This window comes from Micromonospora sp. A200 (genome assembly GCF_029893845.1).
Taxonomy (GTDB): domain Bacteria; phylum Actinomycetota; class Actinomycetes; order Mycobacteriales; family Micromonosporaceae; genus Micromonospora; species Micromonospora purpureochromogenes.
Map to the genome: position 1 here is coordinate 141,939 of NZ_JARXXY010000007.1, position 14,868 is coordinate 156,806.

The 14,868-nt window shown below is 73.7% G+C and carries 16 protein-coding genes; 8 read left to right on the top strand and 8 right to left on the bottom strand.

Annotated features, from left to right (window positions below; genetic code table 11):
• The first annotated feature begins 66 nt into the window (after positions 1–66).
• The 3 genes from M2302_RS09430 (at position 67) to M2302_RS09440 (ending at position 2,325) form a co-directional block, all read left to right on the top strand.
• Positions 67–573, top strand: coding sequence for a DinB family protein (locus M2302_RS09430; RefSeq protein ID WP_280837521.1), 507 nt, complete (start codon positions 67–69; stop codon positions 571–573).
• A gap of 228 nt (positions 574–801) precedes the next feature.
• A complete protein-coding gene (locus M2302_RS09435) occupies positions 802–1,545 on the top strand; it encodes a hypothetical protein (protein WP_280837522.1) in 744 nt (247 codons plus the stop codon).
• A 57-nt stretch (positions 1,546–1,602) separates the two neighbouring features.
• Entirely contained in the window at positions 1,603–2,325 is a 723-nt protein-coding gene (locus tag M2302_RS09440) for a Pr6Pr family membrane protein (protein WP_280837523.1), read from the top strand.
• Positions 2,326–2,373: 48 nt separating this feature from the next.
• Here the strand turns inward: M2302_RS09440 and M2302_RS09445 are convergent, their stop codons facing one another.
• Entirely contained in the window at positions 2,374–4,440 is a 2,067-nt protein-coding gene (locus M2302_RS09445; protein WP_280837524.1) for a glycogen debranching N-terminal domain-containing protein, read from the bottom strand.
• Positions 4,437–4,811, bottom strand: coding sequence for an SCP2 sterol-binding domain-containing protein (locus M2302_RS09450; RefSeq protein ID WP_280837525.1), 375 nt, complete (start codon positions 4,809–4,811; stop codon positions 4,437–4,439). The genes M2302_RS09445 and M2302_RS09450 overlap by 4 nt, the downstream gene beginning before the upstream one ends.
• Before the next feature lie 167 nt (positions 4,812–4,978).
• Here M2302_RS09450 and M2302_RS09455 point away from each other — a divergent pair, with 167 nt between their 5' ends.
• Positions 4,979–5,938: a glycoside hydrolase family 88 protein gene (locus M2302_RS09455; RefSeq protein WP_280837526.1), complete on the top strand. Its 960-nt coding sequence runs from the start codon at positions 4,979–4,981 to the stop codon at positions 5,936–5,938.
• A 7-nt stretch (positions 5,939–5,945) separates the two neighbouring features.
• Here M2302_RS09455 and M2302_RS09460 read toward each other — a convergent pair whose 3' ends face one another.
• Positions 5,946–6,455 carry a DUF664 domain-containing protein gene (locus M2302_RS09460; protein ID WP_280837527.1) on the bottom strand — a complete coding sequence of 170 codons (510 nt, stop codon included), beginning with the start codon at positions 6,453–6,455 and terminating at the stop codon, positions 5,946–5,948.
• 82 nt (positions 6,456–6,537) lie between these two features.
• On the opposite strand from M2302_RS09460, the gene M2302_RS09465 reads away from it, so the two are divergent.
• On the top strand, positions 6,538–7,053 hold the full coding sequence (locus M2302_RS09465; protein WP_280837528.1) for a 2'-5' RNA ligase family protein: 516 nt from the start codon (positions 6,538–6,540) through the stop codon (positions 7,051–7,053).
• Between the two features lie 110 nt (positions 7,054–7,163).
• Here M2302_RS09465 and M2302_RS09470 read toward each other — a convergent pair whose 3' ends face one another.
• A complete protein-coding gene (locus tag M2302_RS09470; protein WP_280837529.1) occupies positions 7,164–7,700 on the bottom strand; it encodes a GNAT family N-acetyltransferase in 537 nt (178 codons plus the stop codon).
• Positions 7,701–7,828: 128 nt separating this feature from the next.
• Here M2302_RS09470 and M2302_RS09475 point away from each other — a divergent pair, with 128 nt between their 5' ends.
• A complete protein-coding gene (locus M2302_RS09475; RefSeq protein WP_280837530.1) occupies positions 7,829–8,221 on the top strand; it encodes an MmcQ/YjbR family DNA-binding protein in 393 nt (130 codons plus the stop codon).
• A gap of 16 nt (positions 8,222–8,237) precedes the next feature.
• Here M2302_RS09475 and M2302_RS09480 read toward each other — a convergent pair whose 3' ends face one another.
• Positions 8,238–8,693: an SRPBCC family protein gene (locus M2302_RS09480; protein ID WP_280837531.1), complete on the bottom strand. Its 456-nt coding sequence runs from the start codon at positions 8,691–8,693 to the stop codon at positions 8,238–8,240.
• Positions 8,694–9,453: 760 nt separating this feature from the next.
• On the opposite strand from M2302_RS09480, the gene M2302_RS09485 reads away from it, so the two are divergent.
• Positions 9,454–11,013, top strand: a complete 1,560-nt coding sequence (locus tag M2302_RS09485; RefSeq protein WP_280837532.1) for a phenylalanine aminomutase (D-beta-phenylalanine forming) — start codon at positions 9,454–9,456, stop codon at positions 11,011–11,013.
• A complete protein-coding gene (locus M2302_RS09490; RefSeq protein ID WP_280837533.1) occupies positions 11,010–11,990 on the top strand; it encodes an ACP S-malonyltransferase in 981 nt (326 codons plus the stop codon). Before M2302_RS09485 ends, M2302_RS09490 begins: the two co-directional genes overlap by 4 nt.
• 9 nt (positions 11,991–11,999) lie before the next feature.
• Here M2302_RS09490 and M2302_RS09495 read toward each other — a convergent pair whose 3' ends face one another.
• Genes M2302_RS09495 through M2302_RS09505 form a run of 3 tightly spaced genes read right to left on the bottom strand, consistent with a single transcriptional unit; the run spans position 12,000 to position 14,793 of the window.
• A complete protein-coding gene (locus M2302_RS09495; RefSeq protein WP_280837534.1) occupies positions 12,000–13,571 on the bottom strand; it encodes an amino acid adenylation domain-containing protein in 1,572 nt (523 codons plus the stop codon).
• Between the two features lie 17 nt (positions 13,572–13,588).
• Positions 13,589–14,488, bottom strand: a complete 900-nt coding sequence (locus M2302_RS09500) for a proline iminopeptidase-family hydrolase (protein WP_348529413.1) — start codon at positions 14,486–14,488, stop codon at positions 13,589–13,591.
• 2 nt (positions 14,489–14,490) lie between these two features.
• Positions 14,491–14,793 carry a hypothetical protein gene (locus M2302_RS09505; RefSeq protein WP_280837536.1) on the bottom strand — a complete coding sequence of 101 codons (303 nt, stop codon included), beginning with the start codon at positions 14,791–14,793 and terminating at the stop codon, positions 14,491–14,493.
• Positions 14,794–14,868: the final 75 nt, after the last annotated feature.

The window sequence follows — 14,868 nt, forward strand, 5'->3', positions numbered from 1 at the left end:
GGGCGCGGAAAGTGTCGGTGCCCCGACCTAGCCTGAGCCTCGACGACATCGACGGAAGGTGCAGCGATGACCACTTCGGAGCGGGTTCTCACCGGCGAGCGGGCCGACCTGACCCAGACCCTCGGCCGGCACCGGGGTTTCCTGCGGCAGACGGTGCGCGGGCTGACCGACGAGCATGCCGCGGCGCGCACCACGGTCAGTGAGCTCTGCCTCGGCGGGCTGATCAAGCACGTGGCGGTCACCGAGGATCGCTGGATGCGGTTCGCGGTCGGTGGCGCGGAGGCGATGTTGAGCGAGCCGCTGGACTGGGCGAACGGGTTCCGGATGGTCGAGGGCGAGACGCTCGCCGGGCTGCTCGACCACTACGCGCAGGTCGCCGCCCGCACCGACGAGCTGATCGCCACCCTCGACCTGGACGCCGCGCAGGCGCTGCCGGTGGCGCCCTGGTTCGAGCCGGGTGCAAGCTGGTCGGTGCGCCGAGTCCTGCTGCACCTCATCGCGGAGACCTCGCAGCACGCCGGGCACGCCGACATCCTCCGCGAGGCGATCGACGGCGCCAAGACGATGGGCTGACCCGCCCCGGGTCAGCGGGGTCGCTCGAGGTCGCAGACGTCGTCCCGGATCCCGCCGATCTCGCTGGACTGACCCTCAGCGCATCGGGCAGCGCAACCCCCTCATTGTCACGCACCGTAGGGGTGCTGGCGCCTCGCGGTTGACCTGACGGGTGTCGCCGCGTGATCAGCGCCACCCTCAGGGCGGACATGTGACGTCGGGGGGGTGCCCGGCGCTGAGGGACACGAGATGAACGCACATCGGATGGACCAGGAAACCGTCGAGCGGCTGCTCGTCGGTCCGGTCGTCGACGCGCACGACGGCCCGGAGCCGCTCGTCCGGCTGCTGACGGCGGTACGTGCCGCGCCGCACCCCGGTGAGCTGCGCGGGGAGAACGCCGCGATTCACGCGTTCCGCAGCGCCCGCACCGGGGCTCCGCTGCCGGCTCCGTCGCCCGCCCGCTCATTCTCCCTGGCCCGACTGGCCGGGCTGAAGGTCGCGCTCGCCGGCCTCGCCGTGGCCGCCACCGGGGGCGTCGCCTTCGCCGCCGCCACCGGCACGTTGCCCGGACCGCTGCACCGCGACGCGCCGCCCACCCCGCCGTCCGCCGTGCCGCAGTCCACCCCGCCCACCACCGCCGGGCCCGGCGGGTCCGCCACTCCGTCCAGCGGGAAGCCGGAACCGGGCCGGCCTACTCCGGCCGCGTCGATCCTCGGGCTGTGCCGCGCCTACCGCGCCTCGGCCGGGGACAACCCCGGCCGAGCCCTGGACAACCCGGCCTTCGCCGACCTTGTCACCAGGGCCGGTGGTCGGAACGAGGTGGCCGGCTACTGCGACCGCGTGGTCCGCGACACCGGCCCCTCCGCACCCCCCTCGGCCGTCCACCCGACGCCCACCGAACGGCCGACCGGCCGGCCCTCGCAGGCACCCTCCACCGCGGGCGGCAAGCCGGACGCCCCCGCCCGGACCGTCCCGTCCCGCCCGACCGGCTGATCGTCGCCGGCCAGCGGCTCCGCCAGCTGGTGAGCGGCGGGCTGGTAGCTTGCGCCGATGAGTCTGCGGCGTCGACGCGTGGCGGTGGCCTTCCGCCTGGCGATCGTCATCAGCGTGCTGGCCGGGATCCTGCTCACCGCGCTCGGTCCGGCCACGGTCACCGGCCTCCTGCCGTACTTCACCATCCAGAGCAACGTCGCGGTCGGACTCTTCGCCGGCCACGCGGGATGGCGGGCCTGGCGGGGACGGCCCGAGCCGCCGTCGGCGCTCAAGGGCGCGGTCACCCTCTACATCACCATCACCGGGGTGGTCTACCACCTGGTCCTGGCCAACCCGGCCAGCCCCTTCGCGATGCCCCAGCCGGACCGCGCGCTCGGCGAGGCGCTGGGCAACCAGTTCCTGCACACCGTCGTGCCGCTGCTCGCGATCGCCGACTGGGCGCTGTTCGACCAGCGCGGCCGGCTACGGCTGCGCTACGCCGCCTGGTGGCTGGCCTTCCCGCTGGCGTACCTGGGCTTCGCGCTGGTGCGCGGGCTCGTCGTGCACCGGTACCCGTACCCGTTCATCGACGCCGGACAGCTCGGCTACGCCGGGGTGTCGGTCAGCGCGGTCTTCTTCGCCTTCGCGTTCTGGCTGCTCGGCCTGCTCTTCGTCGGCGTCGACCGCGGACTGTCCCGGCGGGTCGCCGCCCGGCCGGCCGATGCCCCGGCGCCCGCCGTTCCCACGCCGGGCCCGGCCCCCGACGACGCCGCGACGGAGACACCCGCCGCCCAGCGGTGACCGCGCCGCGGCCACGGTCGAGGGTGGGCACGCGCGACGCGGTCGCGGTCAGCGCGAACGGGGAGGCCGCCCGTCCGCGCGGGCTGAGCGGTCCCGGCCGTACGCGTCGGCGTGGCCCCAGCGCCCGGGAACGTCCAGCAGCTCCAGCCGGCCGAAGCCCTGCGGCACGGCCGGGGTGACCAGCAGTTCGTCCCCGCAGGGCCGCAGCCCGAGGATGGTGCCCAGCAGCATCAGCAGCGCCCCGGAGGCCCAGGACTGCGGGCGGCCCGCCATCGGCAACTGGACGGGATACCCGGTGATCTCGCGTGGGTAGCCGGCGATCACCTCGGGCACCGGGCCGCCGAGCAGTTCCGCGACCGCGAAGACGCCGGCCGCGACCCGGGCCGCCTCGTCGTCGTGGTGGTAGCGGCGCAGGCCGGCGGCGATCAGCGAGTTGTCCGACGGCCAGACCGCCCCGACGTGCGCCCCCACCGGGTTGTACGGCAACTGCCCCTCGGCCAGCGTCCGCACGCCCCACCCGGTGAACATCTCCGGCCCGAGCAGGTGCTCCGCGACCTGCGCGGACCGCTCCTCCTCGACGATCCCGCTCCACAGCAGGTGGCCGATGTTGGAGGTGAGCGTCTCCACCGGGGTGCCGTCCGGCTCCAACGCCAGCGCGTAGTGCCCGCGCCGGGGCAGCCAGAAGTCCCGGTTGAACCGCTCCTTGAGCGCCGCCGCCTCCCGCTCCAGCCGGTGGGCGTACGCCGGGTCGGCCCAGAACTCCCGCGCCAGCCGGGCACCCCGCAGCTTCGCGTCGTACGCGTACCCCTGGAGTTCGCAGGTGGCCCGCGGGAGCGCGGGCTGGCGGCCGTCGCGGTGCACGATCGCGTCGGGCGAGTTCTTCCAGGTCTGGTTGACCAGCCCGTTGCGCGAGTTGCGCCGCTGGTAGCGCAGGTAGCCGTCGCCGGTCAGGTCCCCGTACGCGTCGATCCAGTCCAGCGCCATCCGGGCCGGGTGCTGCAGCTCCCGGACCAGCGCGGTGTCGCCGGACCAGCGCTCGTACTCGTCGAGCAGGACGACGAAGAGCGGCGTGGTGTCGGCGGCGCCGTAGTAGAGCGCGGTCGGCTCCTCGCCGAAGCCGGCGGACTCGCCGTAGCGCAGCTCCCCGAGGATCTTGCCGGGCTCCTCGTCGTGGTAGTCGTCGAGCCGCCCGCCCTGGAGCAGAGCCAGCAGCCGCAGGGTGGTCGGGGTCAGGTCGGGGGTGAACGGCAGCGCCTGCAGGCAGGTGATCATGGCGTCCCGGCCGTAGAACGCCATCGCCCAGGGCAGGCCGCCCACTGGCACCCGGCCGGGGTAGGACAGCGGCGGGTAGCGCAGCGCGGCCAGGTCGGTCAGCGCGCCCTCGTAGACGTCCGACAGGACGTCGCGCTCGGCCACCAGCCGCGGCGCCCGATCCAGCCAGTCCCGCAGGTCATGACGCATGTCATGGTGGACCCGCTGCCGGTGCGTCGCCAGGCTGGCCCGCACGTCCAGGCCGCCCGCGCCACGAATGATCATGTTGACGTGCAGGTCGGTGACCCACTGCCCGTTCGGGGGCACGGTGATCCGGTAGGTGATGCCACCCTGGTCGACGTGGCCCGGGGCGGTCGTGGAGACCGCCGCCTCCCGGCAGAACCGCTCCCGCTCGTACCGCAGCCGGAGCACCCCCTCGTCGGAGGAGGCGATCGCGGTCGTCCGGCGGTACCGGGGGTGGCGGATCTCCGAGGTGTCGGCGAAGTCGGCGTCGATGTCCATCCGGACGACGAGCTGGGCCGGGCGGGCGGAGTGGTTGAGCACCGCGATCCGCTCGTTGAAGCTGTCGTCGATGGAGCGGTGCCGGATGACCGAGACGTCCGCGTCGACGTAGTGGCTGGCCGTGCCGGGGACCAGGAAGAACTGGGTTTCGAAGTGGCTCAAGTCGTCCCGGGACAGGGCGTGCAGCCGCTGGCCGTCGACGGTGAGCACCCAGCGGGACAGGAACCGCGTGTCGAAGGAGAAGAGCCCGACCGGCGCCCGCGGGTCGACCTCCATGTCGCCCTGGGCGTCGCTGGCCGCGAAGGCGTTGCCGGCGATGACGTGGACCAGTTCCTGTCTCACCGGCGCAGGCTCTCTCGGGCGACGTCGCGGGGGTGCCGGGCGTCGGCCGGGCCCGGGAAGATCCGCCGCAGGGCCAGCAGCAGGGCCAGGTGGCCCTGCACGGTCAGCTCGTTGCGCAGCAGCGACTGCACCACCTCCGTCCGGCCGTCGACGAGCCGGTCGAAGACCTCCCGGTCGGCCCGCACCACCAGGTCGGCGTCGTCGGGCGACCGGGTCACGTCGACAGACTGGTCGTGCACGGTGAGGTACCAGTGCTCCGTGCTGCCCCCGTCGTGCAGGTCGAGCCGGATCGTGCCGGCGAGGGTCTCGGGCAGTTGCGGGCGGCGGCGCGACGTCAGCCGCTCCAGGAACTCCGTCCCCGACGTCGCCATGGCACCCCTCCCCCGTCCGGTCCGCAGCCTGGTGAGCACGATGGCAGCCGTCGGGGTGAGGCCGCCTCACCCGCACCGGGTGAAGCGGCCCGGTCCCTCCCCTCGGAAGCCGAAAGGCTCACGGGTGCCCCCCGGATCCGGGGTAGCAGGAGCGGAGGGAGGCGACGATGGGTGAGCTCGACGACCCCCGGGTGGGTCGGGTGCTCGCGGCGCTGCTGGCCATGCAGCGGCAGTCGTGGGAGCAGGGGGTGACCGGCCACGCGTTGCTCGACCTCGGGCTCGAGCAGCAGGCGGTGCTGCTCGCCGACGCGGCGGTGACCCGTCAGCACCCGGACGGCCGGCTCGGCGACGTCTCCGGGGAGGACGGCGCGGTCAACGGCGCGGCCTGCGGGGAGGCGCTGTGGCGCGCCGTCCGGGCGCACCCCGACGAGCGGTGGTCGGCGGCGCTGGGCCGGCAGCTCGACTGGCTGCTGACCCGGGCGCCCCGGGCCGGCGACGGCACCCTGCTCCATCTGCTCGGCAACCGGCAGGTCTGGGCGGACACGGTGTACATGGTGGTGCCGCTGCTCGCCCTGTGCGGGCATCCCGGACCGGCGGCGGCCCAGGTCGACGGTCACCGTCGCCGACTGTACGACGAGCGCAGCGGGCTCTACGCGGCGCGCTGGGACTCCGACCGGGCGCGGCTGGACCGCCCGCAGCACTGGGGCACCGGCAACGGCTGGGTGGTCGCCGGCATCGCCCGCGCGCTGCGGCTGCGGCTCGACTGGCCGACCGGGCAGCGCGAGGAACTGGCCGGACACGCCCGGACGGTGCTCGACGCCTGCCTGACCCACCGCCGGCCGGACGGGCTCTTCCACGACGTGCTCGACGACCCCGGCAGCTTCGTGGAGGCCAACGTCGCGCAGATGCTCGCGTACGCGGCGCTGACCGGGGTCGCCGACGGCTGGCTGCCGGCCGCGTACCGGGACGTCGGGCGGGACCTGTTGGCCGCCGCGACCCGGCAGGTCGACCGGCACGGTCTGGTCCGGCCGGTCAGTGGCGCGCCGGACTTCACCCGCCCCGGCACCTCCCCGGAGGCGCAGGCGTTCCACCTGCTCGCGTACGCCGCCCTGCGCCGGGCCGGGTGACGGCGGCTCACCCGGCGCGGAGCAGGCCCCGGACGTAGCCGGCCTGGCCGGCGTGCTGGAGGCCGTCGTCGGCCACGCTGACCAGCCGCACCCCGAGGGTCACCGGCGGGTCCCACGCCTCGTCCACCACCCGGTCCAGGTCCGCCGGCCGCAGCCCGGCCAGGAACGTCCGGGTACGCCCGGCGACCGCGTCGTAGTAGTCGACCAGGGCGCGGGCGCTGTCCGGGCGTACCGACGCGACCCGCTGCGGGGTGTGGCCGTAGCCGGTGTCGTCGGGGTCGGGGTCCAGGCCGAACCGGGCGGCCCAGTCACCGGAGGTCCAGACCTGTTCCGCGCCGAGCAGGTCGGCGACATGGTGGTCCTGGATCCGGGTCAGGTGCCAGACCAGCCAGCCGACCGGGTTGCCGCCGGGCGTCGGCGATCGGCGCAGCTCCGCCGGGCTCAGCCCGTCCACCGCCGCGCGCACCAGGTCGGGCAGCCGGTCGTAGATCTCGGTCAGCAGGTCGTTCACGTCCACCGGAGCACTCCTTCGCGGGCCGCCGTCTCCCGTCGGGTACCGCCCGGCCGGGGCCGGTAAACCCGGCATCTAGGGTGATCACGTGGTCGCGGCGCTGGAGCTGTATCTGGACACCGACGCCACCCGCCGCATCCGGGTCCTCTGGGACGCGCTGGAGGCCGAGGGCGTACAGAGCATGCGCTCGCTGCTGGAACAGCGGCACCGGCCGCACGTGTCCCTCGCCGTGGCGCCCCGCCTCGACCCGGAGCGGGTGGCCGACGCCCTGCGCGGGACGGTGGTCGCCGCGCCGCTGCGGCTCAGTTTCGACCACGCCGGCCAGTTCGTCGGCCGGGTGCTCTGGCTCGGCGTCACCCCCACCGTCGAGCTGCTGACCCAGCACGCCCTGGTGCACGAGCGGCTGACCCGGGCCGGGATCACCCTGTCCGAGCAGTACCGCCCGGGGCGCTGGGTGCCACACTGCACCCTGTCCATGCGGGTGCCGAACGTGCTGATGGCCGCCGCCGTCCGACGGTGCCTGGAGATGCTGCCCCTGGAGGCGAAGGTGGTCGCCGCCGCCGTCGCCGACCACGCCCGCAACATCTCCCACCCCCTCCCCTGACCACCGCCCCGCCCAGCGAGTTGATCAAGAAGTTTGCGTCAGGATTCCGCCTGGAAAAGACCAAAACCTCTTGATCACGAGGGAGAGCGGCCGGACGAGGGGCGGGGCGGTCAGGAGGGTGGGTGAAAGTGGATCTGGAAGGTGGGGTGGTCGGGTTGGGGGCACGGGTCGCCCCGGTGGCCCAGGCGCTCGTAGAAGGGGGCGGCCCGCTCGTGGTGCGCCTGCCATTCCAGGTGACGCACCCGGGTGGCGGCCCACTCGCGCACCGCCGCCAGCAGCGACCGACCCACCCCGCCCCGCCGCAACTCCGGGCGGACGTACAGGTCGTGCAGCCGGGCCGTCCGGTGCTCGTCGCCGCCGCGCAGGTGCGGGCCGTGGTCCTGGGCGGCGGCGTAGCCGAGCAGGTCACCGCCGGCCTCCGCGCCGAGGATCACCCAGCGCGGGTCGGCGAGCAGGTACAGGTACCGGGCCCGGTGCGCCTCGGGCGGCTCGTCGGTGACCCCCATGTCGCGCAGCATCGGCCACAGCGCCGGCCAGTCCGCCGAGCCGAGCGGCCGTACGGTGACCGGCGCACCCGGTCGCACCCCGCCAGTCCCGCGTTCGTCCACCGTGGAGGCCGGCGGCCGTTCCCACTGCTCACCGTGCACTGTCTCCCCCGTTCCGTCGTAGCGGTGGCCGACCGGCAGCACAACACATCGGCACGACAACGCGATGACCCACTGCCCCCGGCGCGCAGGTCCTTTCCTCATCGTGCCGGCGGTCGTATGGTCGGATCGTGGCCACCTGGGACGATGTACGTCGGCTCGCGCTCGCCCTGCCGGAGACGACGGAGCGGCCGTCGTACGACGGCGCGCCGGCCTGGCGGGTACGCGACAAGCCGTTCGTGTGGGAGCGGCCGTTGCGCCGGGCGGACCGGGAAGCCCTGGGCGACGCCGCTCCCGACGGTCCGATCCTCGGCGCGCAGCTGCCCGACCTGGGTGCCAAGGAGGCGTTGCTCGCCGACGACCCGGCGATCTACTTCACCACCCCGCACTTCGACGGCTACCCGGCGGTGCTGGTCCGGTTGGACCGGATCACCGTGCCGGAGCTGACCGAGCTGGTCCTGGACGCCTGGTACGCCCGCGCGCCGAAACGCCTGGCCGCGGCCCACCGCGCCGGCGAGGCGTAGCCACACCGGGGGAAGCTCAGCGGCGCCAGTCGCGGAAGACGAACCGGTGCACCGCCTTGAGCCCGATCCCGACGGCCAGGGCCCGGGCCCACCGGCACCGACCGCGCACCTCGACCCGGGTGCTGCGGGTGAGCCGGGTCGCCCGGCCGCCGGCCGCCGGCGTCAGCTCGAAGGTGTCGCTCAACGCGCTGACGCACGAGCCGACCGGCAGGTCGGTGCGCTCCATGTGGAACGCCAGCCGGGCCGGCGGCGACCACTCGGTGATCCGCTGGTACACGACACCCCGATCGGAGACGCACTGCCGGGGCGCGCCCACCGCACCGGGCCCCGCCGGCAGGAAGCACTCGACCGGGGTGGGCGCGCCGAGCCGGAACACCAGGCAGCGGGGCGTCGAGGTGATCCGCGAGTCGCAGAGCAGCGGCCAGACCGCCTCCGGCGGCCGGCGTACCAGGGTGGTGGTTCGCACCAGCATCAGCGCCCACCCCCGTCGGTGAGCGGGGCGGGCGCGGCGCCACCTGTCGTATCCATGCCGGTGACGCTACGAACCCGCCGCCGGCGGGGCCTCCCCCGGCGGAGGGAACGCCCTCCCCCAGGCGGTGTCACCGCGGTCGTTCGGTACTCATGGTTGTTCCACTCGTCAGTCGCCGGCGTGGCGCGTTGCGGGCGCCGTCGTGGTCGGCGCACGGCGCAGTAGGGGTTCTGAGCCTTTCGAGCTGATGTCGTAGACGACTCAGCCGTGGATGGCGGGCGCCATCCCGCAAGATGGTGCTCATCCGCCTGGTGGTGGCCCGCTGCGGCCGAGCGACACCACTACTTCCAGCTTGGAGCGATCTCCGCCCGTCGCGGCATCCACCCCGACAGGGCTGATTCGTTTACGTCATCAGCTCTACAGGGCCGCATGACACCACCCCACTCCCCGCAGCGACTGCGCGGTCTCGCGTACCCGATGGGGACCTTCCGCCACCGCGAGCCGTTCCAATGGGCGCGGCTGGCGCCGGCCGGGGCAAGGGTCCGGACCGGGCCCGGGTTAGGGGCCGGTCGCGCCCTTCTAGGGGTACGCCCGGTCTGTTCCACCCGCGACGGAGGCGGCTTGACTGACCCTGCGCACCCGTCGGGTTCCACGGGGCACCTGTTCAGCGGCAGTGCGACAGCGCGCTGCCCGATGGTCCCGCCCGACGCGGACAACGCTGACATCCGTCCCGCGGAGGGGGTTCGATCTCGTGGAATTCACTGTGGCAGCCGACCAATGGGTCCGGCTGGAGCAACTGGAGGCGGCGGCCACGCACTCGGTGCCGGTCGGCCTCGACGACAAGGTCTGGCAGCGCGTCCAGACCTCCCGGGAGACGCTGCAGCGTTTCGTCGACGAGGGCCGGGTCATCTACGGCGTCAACACCAGCATGGGCGGCTTCGTCGACTGGCTGGTGCCGGTCACCATGGCCCAGCAGCTCCAGGAGAACCTGATCAACGCGGTGGCCACCAACGTCGGGCCGCACCTGGACGACCGGACGGTCCGGGCGATCATGCTCTCCCGGATCGTGTCGCTGGCCCGGGGCAACTCGGCGATCTCGCCGGCGAACCTGGAGAAGCTGATCGCCGTGTACAACGCCGGGATCATCCCGTGCGTACCGGAGAAGGGGTCGCTGGGCACCAGCGGGGACCTCGGCCCGCTCGCCGCGATCGCGCTGGCCTGCGTCGGCCAGTGGCGGGCCCGCTACCGGGGCGAGACCATGCCCGCCGCGGAGGCGCTGCGGCTGGCCGGTATCGAGCCGATGACGCTCAGCTTCAAGGAGGGGCTGGCGCTGATCAACGGCACCTCCGGCATGGTCGGCCTGGGCGGCCTGGTCTTCGCCCAGGCCAGCCGGCTGCTGGAGACGTACCTGACGGTCTCGGCGCTGTCCGTGGAGGGGCTGCGTGGGATGACCAAGCCGTTCGACCCGCGGGTGCACGAACTGAAGCCGCACAAGGGTCAGCGCGAGATCGCCGCCCGGCTCTGGCGCACCCTGCAGGAGTCCACCCTGGCGGTCAACGAGCAGGAGACCGAGGCGGCGCTCGCCGCCGAGATGGGCTCCTCGGCCAAGGCCGGCTCGCAGCCCATCGAGGACGCGTACTCGATCCGGTGCACGCCGCAGATCCTCGGTCCGGTGCTGGACAGCTTCCTGCGGATCGGCGAGACGCTGGAGGCCGAACTCAACTCGTCCAACGACAACCCGCTGGTGGTGCCGGACGAGAACGACGTGTTCCACAACGGGCACTTCCACGGCCAGTACGTGGCGATGGCGATGGACCACCTGGTCATCTCGCTGACCACCCTGACCAACCTGGCCAACCGGCGGATCGACCGGTTCCTCGACAAGAGCAACAGCAACGGGCTGCCGGCCTTCCTGTGCCGGGAGAACCCGGGCCTGCGGCTCGGCCTGATGGGCGGGCAGTTCATGACCGCCTCGCTGACCGCCGAGACGCGGGCCCTGGCGGTGCCGATGTCCGTGCAGTCGCTGACCAGCACCGGCGACTTCCAGGACATCGTCTCGTTCGGCTTCGTGGCCGCCCGGCGGGCCCGGGAGGTGCTCGCCAACGCCACCTACGTGGTCGCCTTCGAGCTGCTCTGCGCCGCCCAGGCGGTCGACATCCGGGGCAACGAGGGGCTCTCCCCGGTCACCCGCGAGCTCTACGAGCGGACCCGCGAGCTGGTCCCCTACCTCGATCGGGACGTCACCATCACCGACTACGTCGAGGCGATCGCCACCCAGATCCTGGCCGCGCCGCCGGCGTACCGGTCGGAGGTCCTGCTGTGACCGGCCCGGCGCCCGACGGCGCCGGGGCGCAGCCCGGCGGTGGGGCCACCGCCGTGGTCTTCCCCGGCATCAGCCCCAGCTCGTTCGCGCAGGTCGGACGCTTCCTGCTGATCAACCCGGAGGCACGCCGGCTGACCGCGCAGGCCGACGAGGCCCTGGGCTGGTCGCTGGTGGACCGTTACCGGCAGGCCGAGGGGGGCTACTCGGAGAGCGAGCGGGTGGCGTTCCTGGTGGTCTGCGTGGCGCTGGCGTACTGGGCGGAGGACGCGCTGGACGTCCGGCCCGACATCGTCGTCGGGCCGAGCTTCGGCGGCACGCCGGCCGCCGTCTACGCCGGGGCGCTCACGTTCCCCGACGCGGTACGGCTCACCGTCGGCTGGAACCGGCACCTGGACGAGTACTTCGCCCACGCCCACAGCGACGTGGTCACCCAGTCCTTCGCCCGGACACCCCGCGCCCGGCTGGCGGAGATCCTCGGCGAGTTGGACGAGGCCGGCGAGTGGTACGAGACGGCCTGCCACGTCGACGACGACTTCTGGATGCTCTCGGTGCGCCGGCACCGCCTGGACTGGCTCCAGGCGGCCGTGCGGGCGCGCGGCGGCCTGCCGCTGTACACGATGAGCCCGCCGATGCACTCGGCCGCCTTCGCCGCGTTGCGGGCGACGATGGAGCGGGAGCTGGTGGCCGGGCTGCCGTTCACCGACCCGCGGCTGCCGATGGTCTCCGACCACGACGGCGCGGTGCTGACCCGGGGCGAGCAGGTGCGTCGGCTGCTGCTGGACGGGATCGTCCGGCAGGTCCGCTGGCCCGGGGCGCTGGAGACACTGCGCGCCCACGGGGTGTCCCGGCTCTGCGTATCCGGTCCGGACGGGCTCTGGGGCCGGGTGGACGCGGCGCGGCGACCGTTCGACGTGCTGACCCTGACCCCGGCGCTCGCGCTACGGCCCCGGCCGCGGCAGCGGACCCTGGTGGGATGATCCGGCGGCCTACCGGGCCGCGCGGGCCAGTTCGGCCAGCGCGGTCCGGTTCGCCTTTCCGTTGGCGGTCAGCGGCAGCTCGGTGAGGAAGTGGAACCGCGCCGGGACCATGTACGCCGGCATGGTCCGCCGGCACCGCTCCACCAGCTCGGCCGCGCCGACGGTGGCGCCCTGCCGGGGCACCACGAAGGCGTGCAGGCTCGGCTCGCCGTCCGCCGCCGGGGCCGCCACCGCCACCGCCGCGCCGACCGTCGGATGGTCCAGCAGCCGGCGTTCCACCTCGCCCAGCTCGATCCGGTTGCCCCGGATCTTCACCATCGAGTCGGTCCGGCCGCAGAAGTACAGCTCCCCGTCCGCCCCCCGGTATGCCAGGTCGCCGGAGCGGTAGACGAGCTGCCCGGAGCGGGGCTCCAGGGGGTCGGGCACCAGCACCTGCCGGGTGGCCGCCGGGTCGTCCCAGTAGCCGCTGAACAGCGACGGGCAGCGGACGTGGATCTCGCCGACCGCGCCGGGCGCGTCGACCACGCTGCCGTCGGAGTCGACCAGCAGCAGCTCGGCCCCCGGGTAGCCGTCGCCGATGGAGAGCCGCTCGGCGCCTGCGGGCAGCGGGTCGGGCACCTCGGCGAAGGAGCAGGCCACCGTCTCGGTGGCGCCGAACGCGTTGACCACCCGCAGTCCCGGGTGCAGTTCGCGCAGCCGGCGCAGCTCCGCGAGGGGGAAGTTCTCGCCGGCGAAGAGGATTCCGCGCAGCCGGTCCAGGGCGGCCAGGCCGTCGGGCTCGTGGCGCAGCAACGGCCGCCACAGCGAGGGCACGCCGTGCACGACCGTCGCGCCGGCGTCGCGGAGGAAGCCGAGCAGCCGGCGCGGGAAGCTCAGGAACTCGCGGGGCACCGGCGCGAGGGTCGCCCCGCTGCCGAGGGTGACCCCGAGGTCGAAGAGGGAGACGTCGAAGGCCAGCGGCGACGTGCTGGCCACCACGTCGTCGGCGGCCACCACCGGAAAGCGCTGGGCGCCCCGGTAGAAGGCCAGCGCGGCGTGGTGGCTGAGCACCACACCCTTGGGCTGCCCGGTGGTCCCGGAGGTGAAGATCAGATACGCCGGGTCGGTGCCGACCACCGTGCGGCGGCGGCGCTGCCGGGGCTTGCCGGCGGGGGCGACCAGCCCGTCCGGGCCGAACTCGGCGACGGCGGTGGTCGACGGCAGGTCCCGGGCCGGGCGGCCGGCGGGCCGGAGGTGCAGCACCGGGTCGGTCGCCTCGACGATGGCGCGTACCCGCAGGTCCGGGGTGTCCGGGTCGACCGGCACGAACGCCGCGCCGAGCCGGGAGCAGGCGAGCAGCAGCGCGATGGCGGCGGCGGAGGTCTGCGACTCGATGACGACGCGGTCGCCGGTGCCGACGCCCGCCTCGGCCAGCGCGGAGGCCCGCGCGTCGACCGCGCGGGCCAGCTCGCCGTACGTGACCGTCACCAGCGCGCCGCCGGCCCGCTCGATCACCGCCGGCTTGTCCGGGGTGCGGGCGGCGGGGCCGAGTACGAACTGGTCCAGGGTGTCGGCGGGGAACCGCCCGACCGCGTCGGTCATCGGATGTCCGTCCTTCGTCACACCTGCGCGACGGTCTTGAGGTAGTCGCCCACCGTCTGGCGGAACCGCTCCGGCTCCTCCAGGTGCGGCACGTGGCTGGAGTCGTCGAACAGCTCCCAGCGCGCGTCCGGGATGAGGTCGACGAAGGGCCGGACGGTGGCCGGGGTGGCCTCGTCGTGGCGGCCCGAGATGACCAGGGTCGGCACCGCGATGTCGGCGAGACAGTCGGTGACGCCCCAGTCCTTCAGCGACCCGATGACGTGGAACTCGCTCGGTCCGTTCATTGCGAGGTACACGGTCGGGTCGTTGTAGAGCTCGTAGAAGGAGGCCTGGTAGTCGCGGGGCCACGGGTCGAGCCGGCACAGGTGCCGGTCGTAGAAGACCTTGGTGGCCGCGTGGTACTCGTCGCTGTCGGTGGTACCCGCCGCCTCGTGCCGGCGCAGCGTGTCGTCGACCCCGGCCGGCAGCGCGGCGCGCAGCTCCGCCATCGCCGCCAGCCACAACGGGTACGACGCCGGCGCGTCGGCGATGATCAGGCCCTTCAGGCCGGCCGGCGCCGCCGCCGCGTGCTTCGCCACCAGCAGGCCGCCCCAGGAGTGTCCGAACAGGGCGTAGTTGTCGGCGATCCCGAGGTGGCGCAGGAGGTTGTCCAGCTCGTCGAGGAAGAGCTGGACGGTCCAGAACTCGGCCGGCCGGCCCGGCAGGTGGGTGGAACCCCCGTTGCCCAGCTGGTCGTAGTGGACGACGGGGGTGCCGCCGTCGGCGAACACCGAGAGGCTGGTCAGGTAGTCGTGGGTGCTGCCGGGGCCGCCGTGCACGACCACCAGCGCGGTCCGTTGCGGCGACAGCTCCCCCGTGACCCGGTACCAGGTCCGGAATTCGCCGAACGGCGCCGTCCCCTTGGTCGTCGGTGCGATCACTAGACGCGGCGGCCGGTGACCGGGAAGGTACCGAACATGCCCGGCTTGGCCTTGCCGGTCATGGTGTCGCCGTTGACGGTGACGGTGACCTTCATGGTCAGCGGGACCGGCTTGCGGCACTTGATCTTCCACGAGGCGACGTCGCCGACCCTCTCGCCGTCGATGATGTCGGGGTCGATGACCTGGCCGTTGGCCCGGGCCTTGCCGATCAGCTTCTCGCCCTCCTCGGTCAGTTCGACCCAGAGGCTCTGCTTGCCGAGCGGGCTCTCGATGTCCAGCTGCCAGCTGCCGTCGGTGCTCATCCGTTGCTCCCTATCGTGCGTCGATCGCTTCCCGTGGCAGACACTATGGATCCCGGCGGGCGGTCCATACCCCTA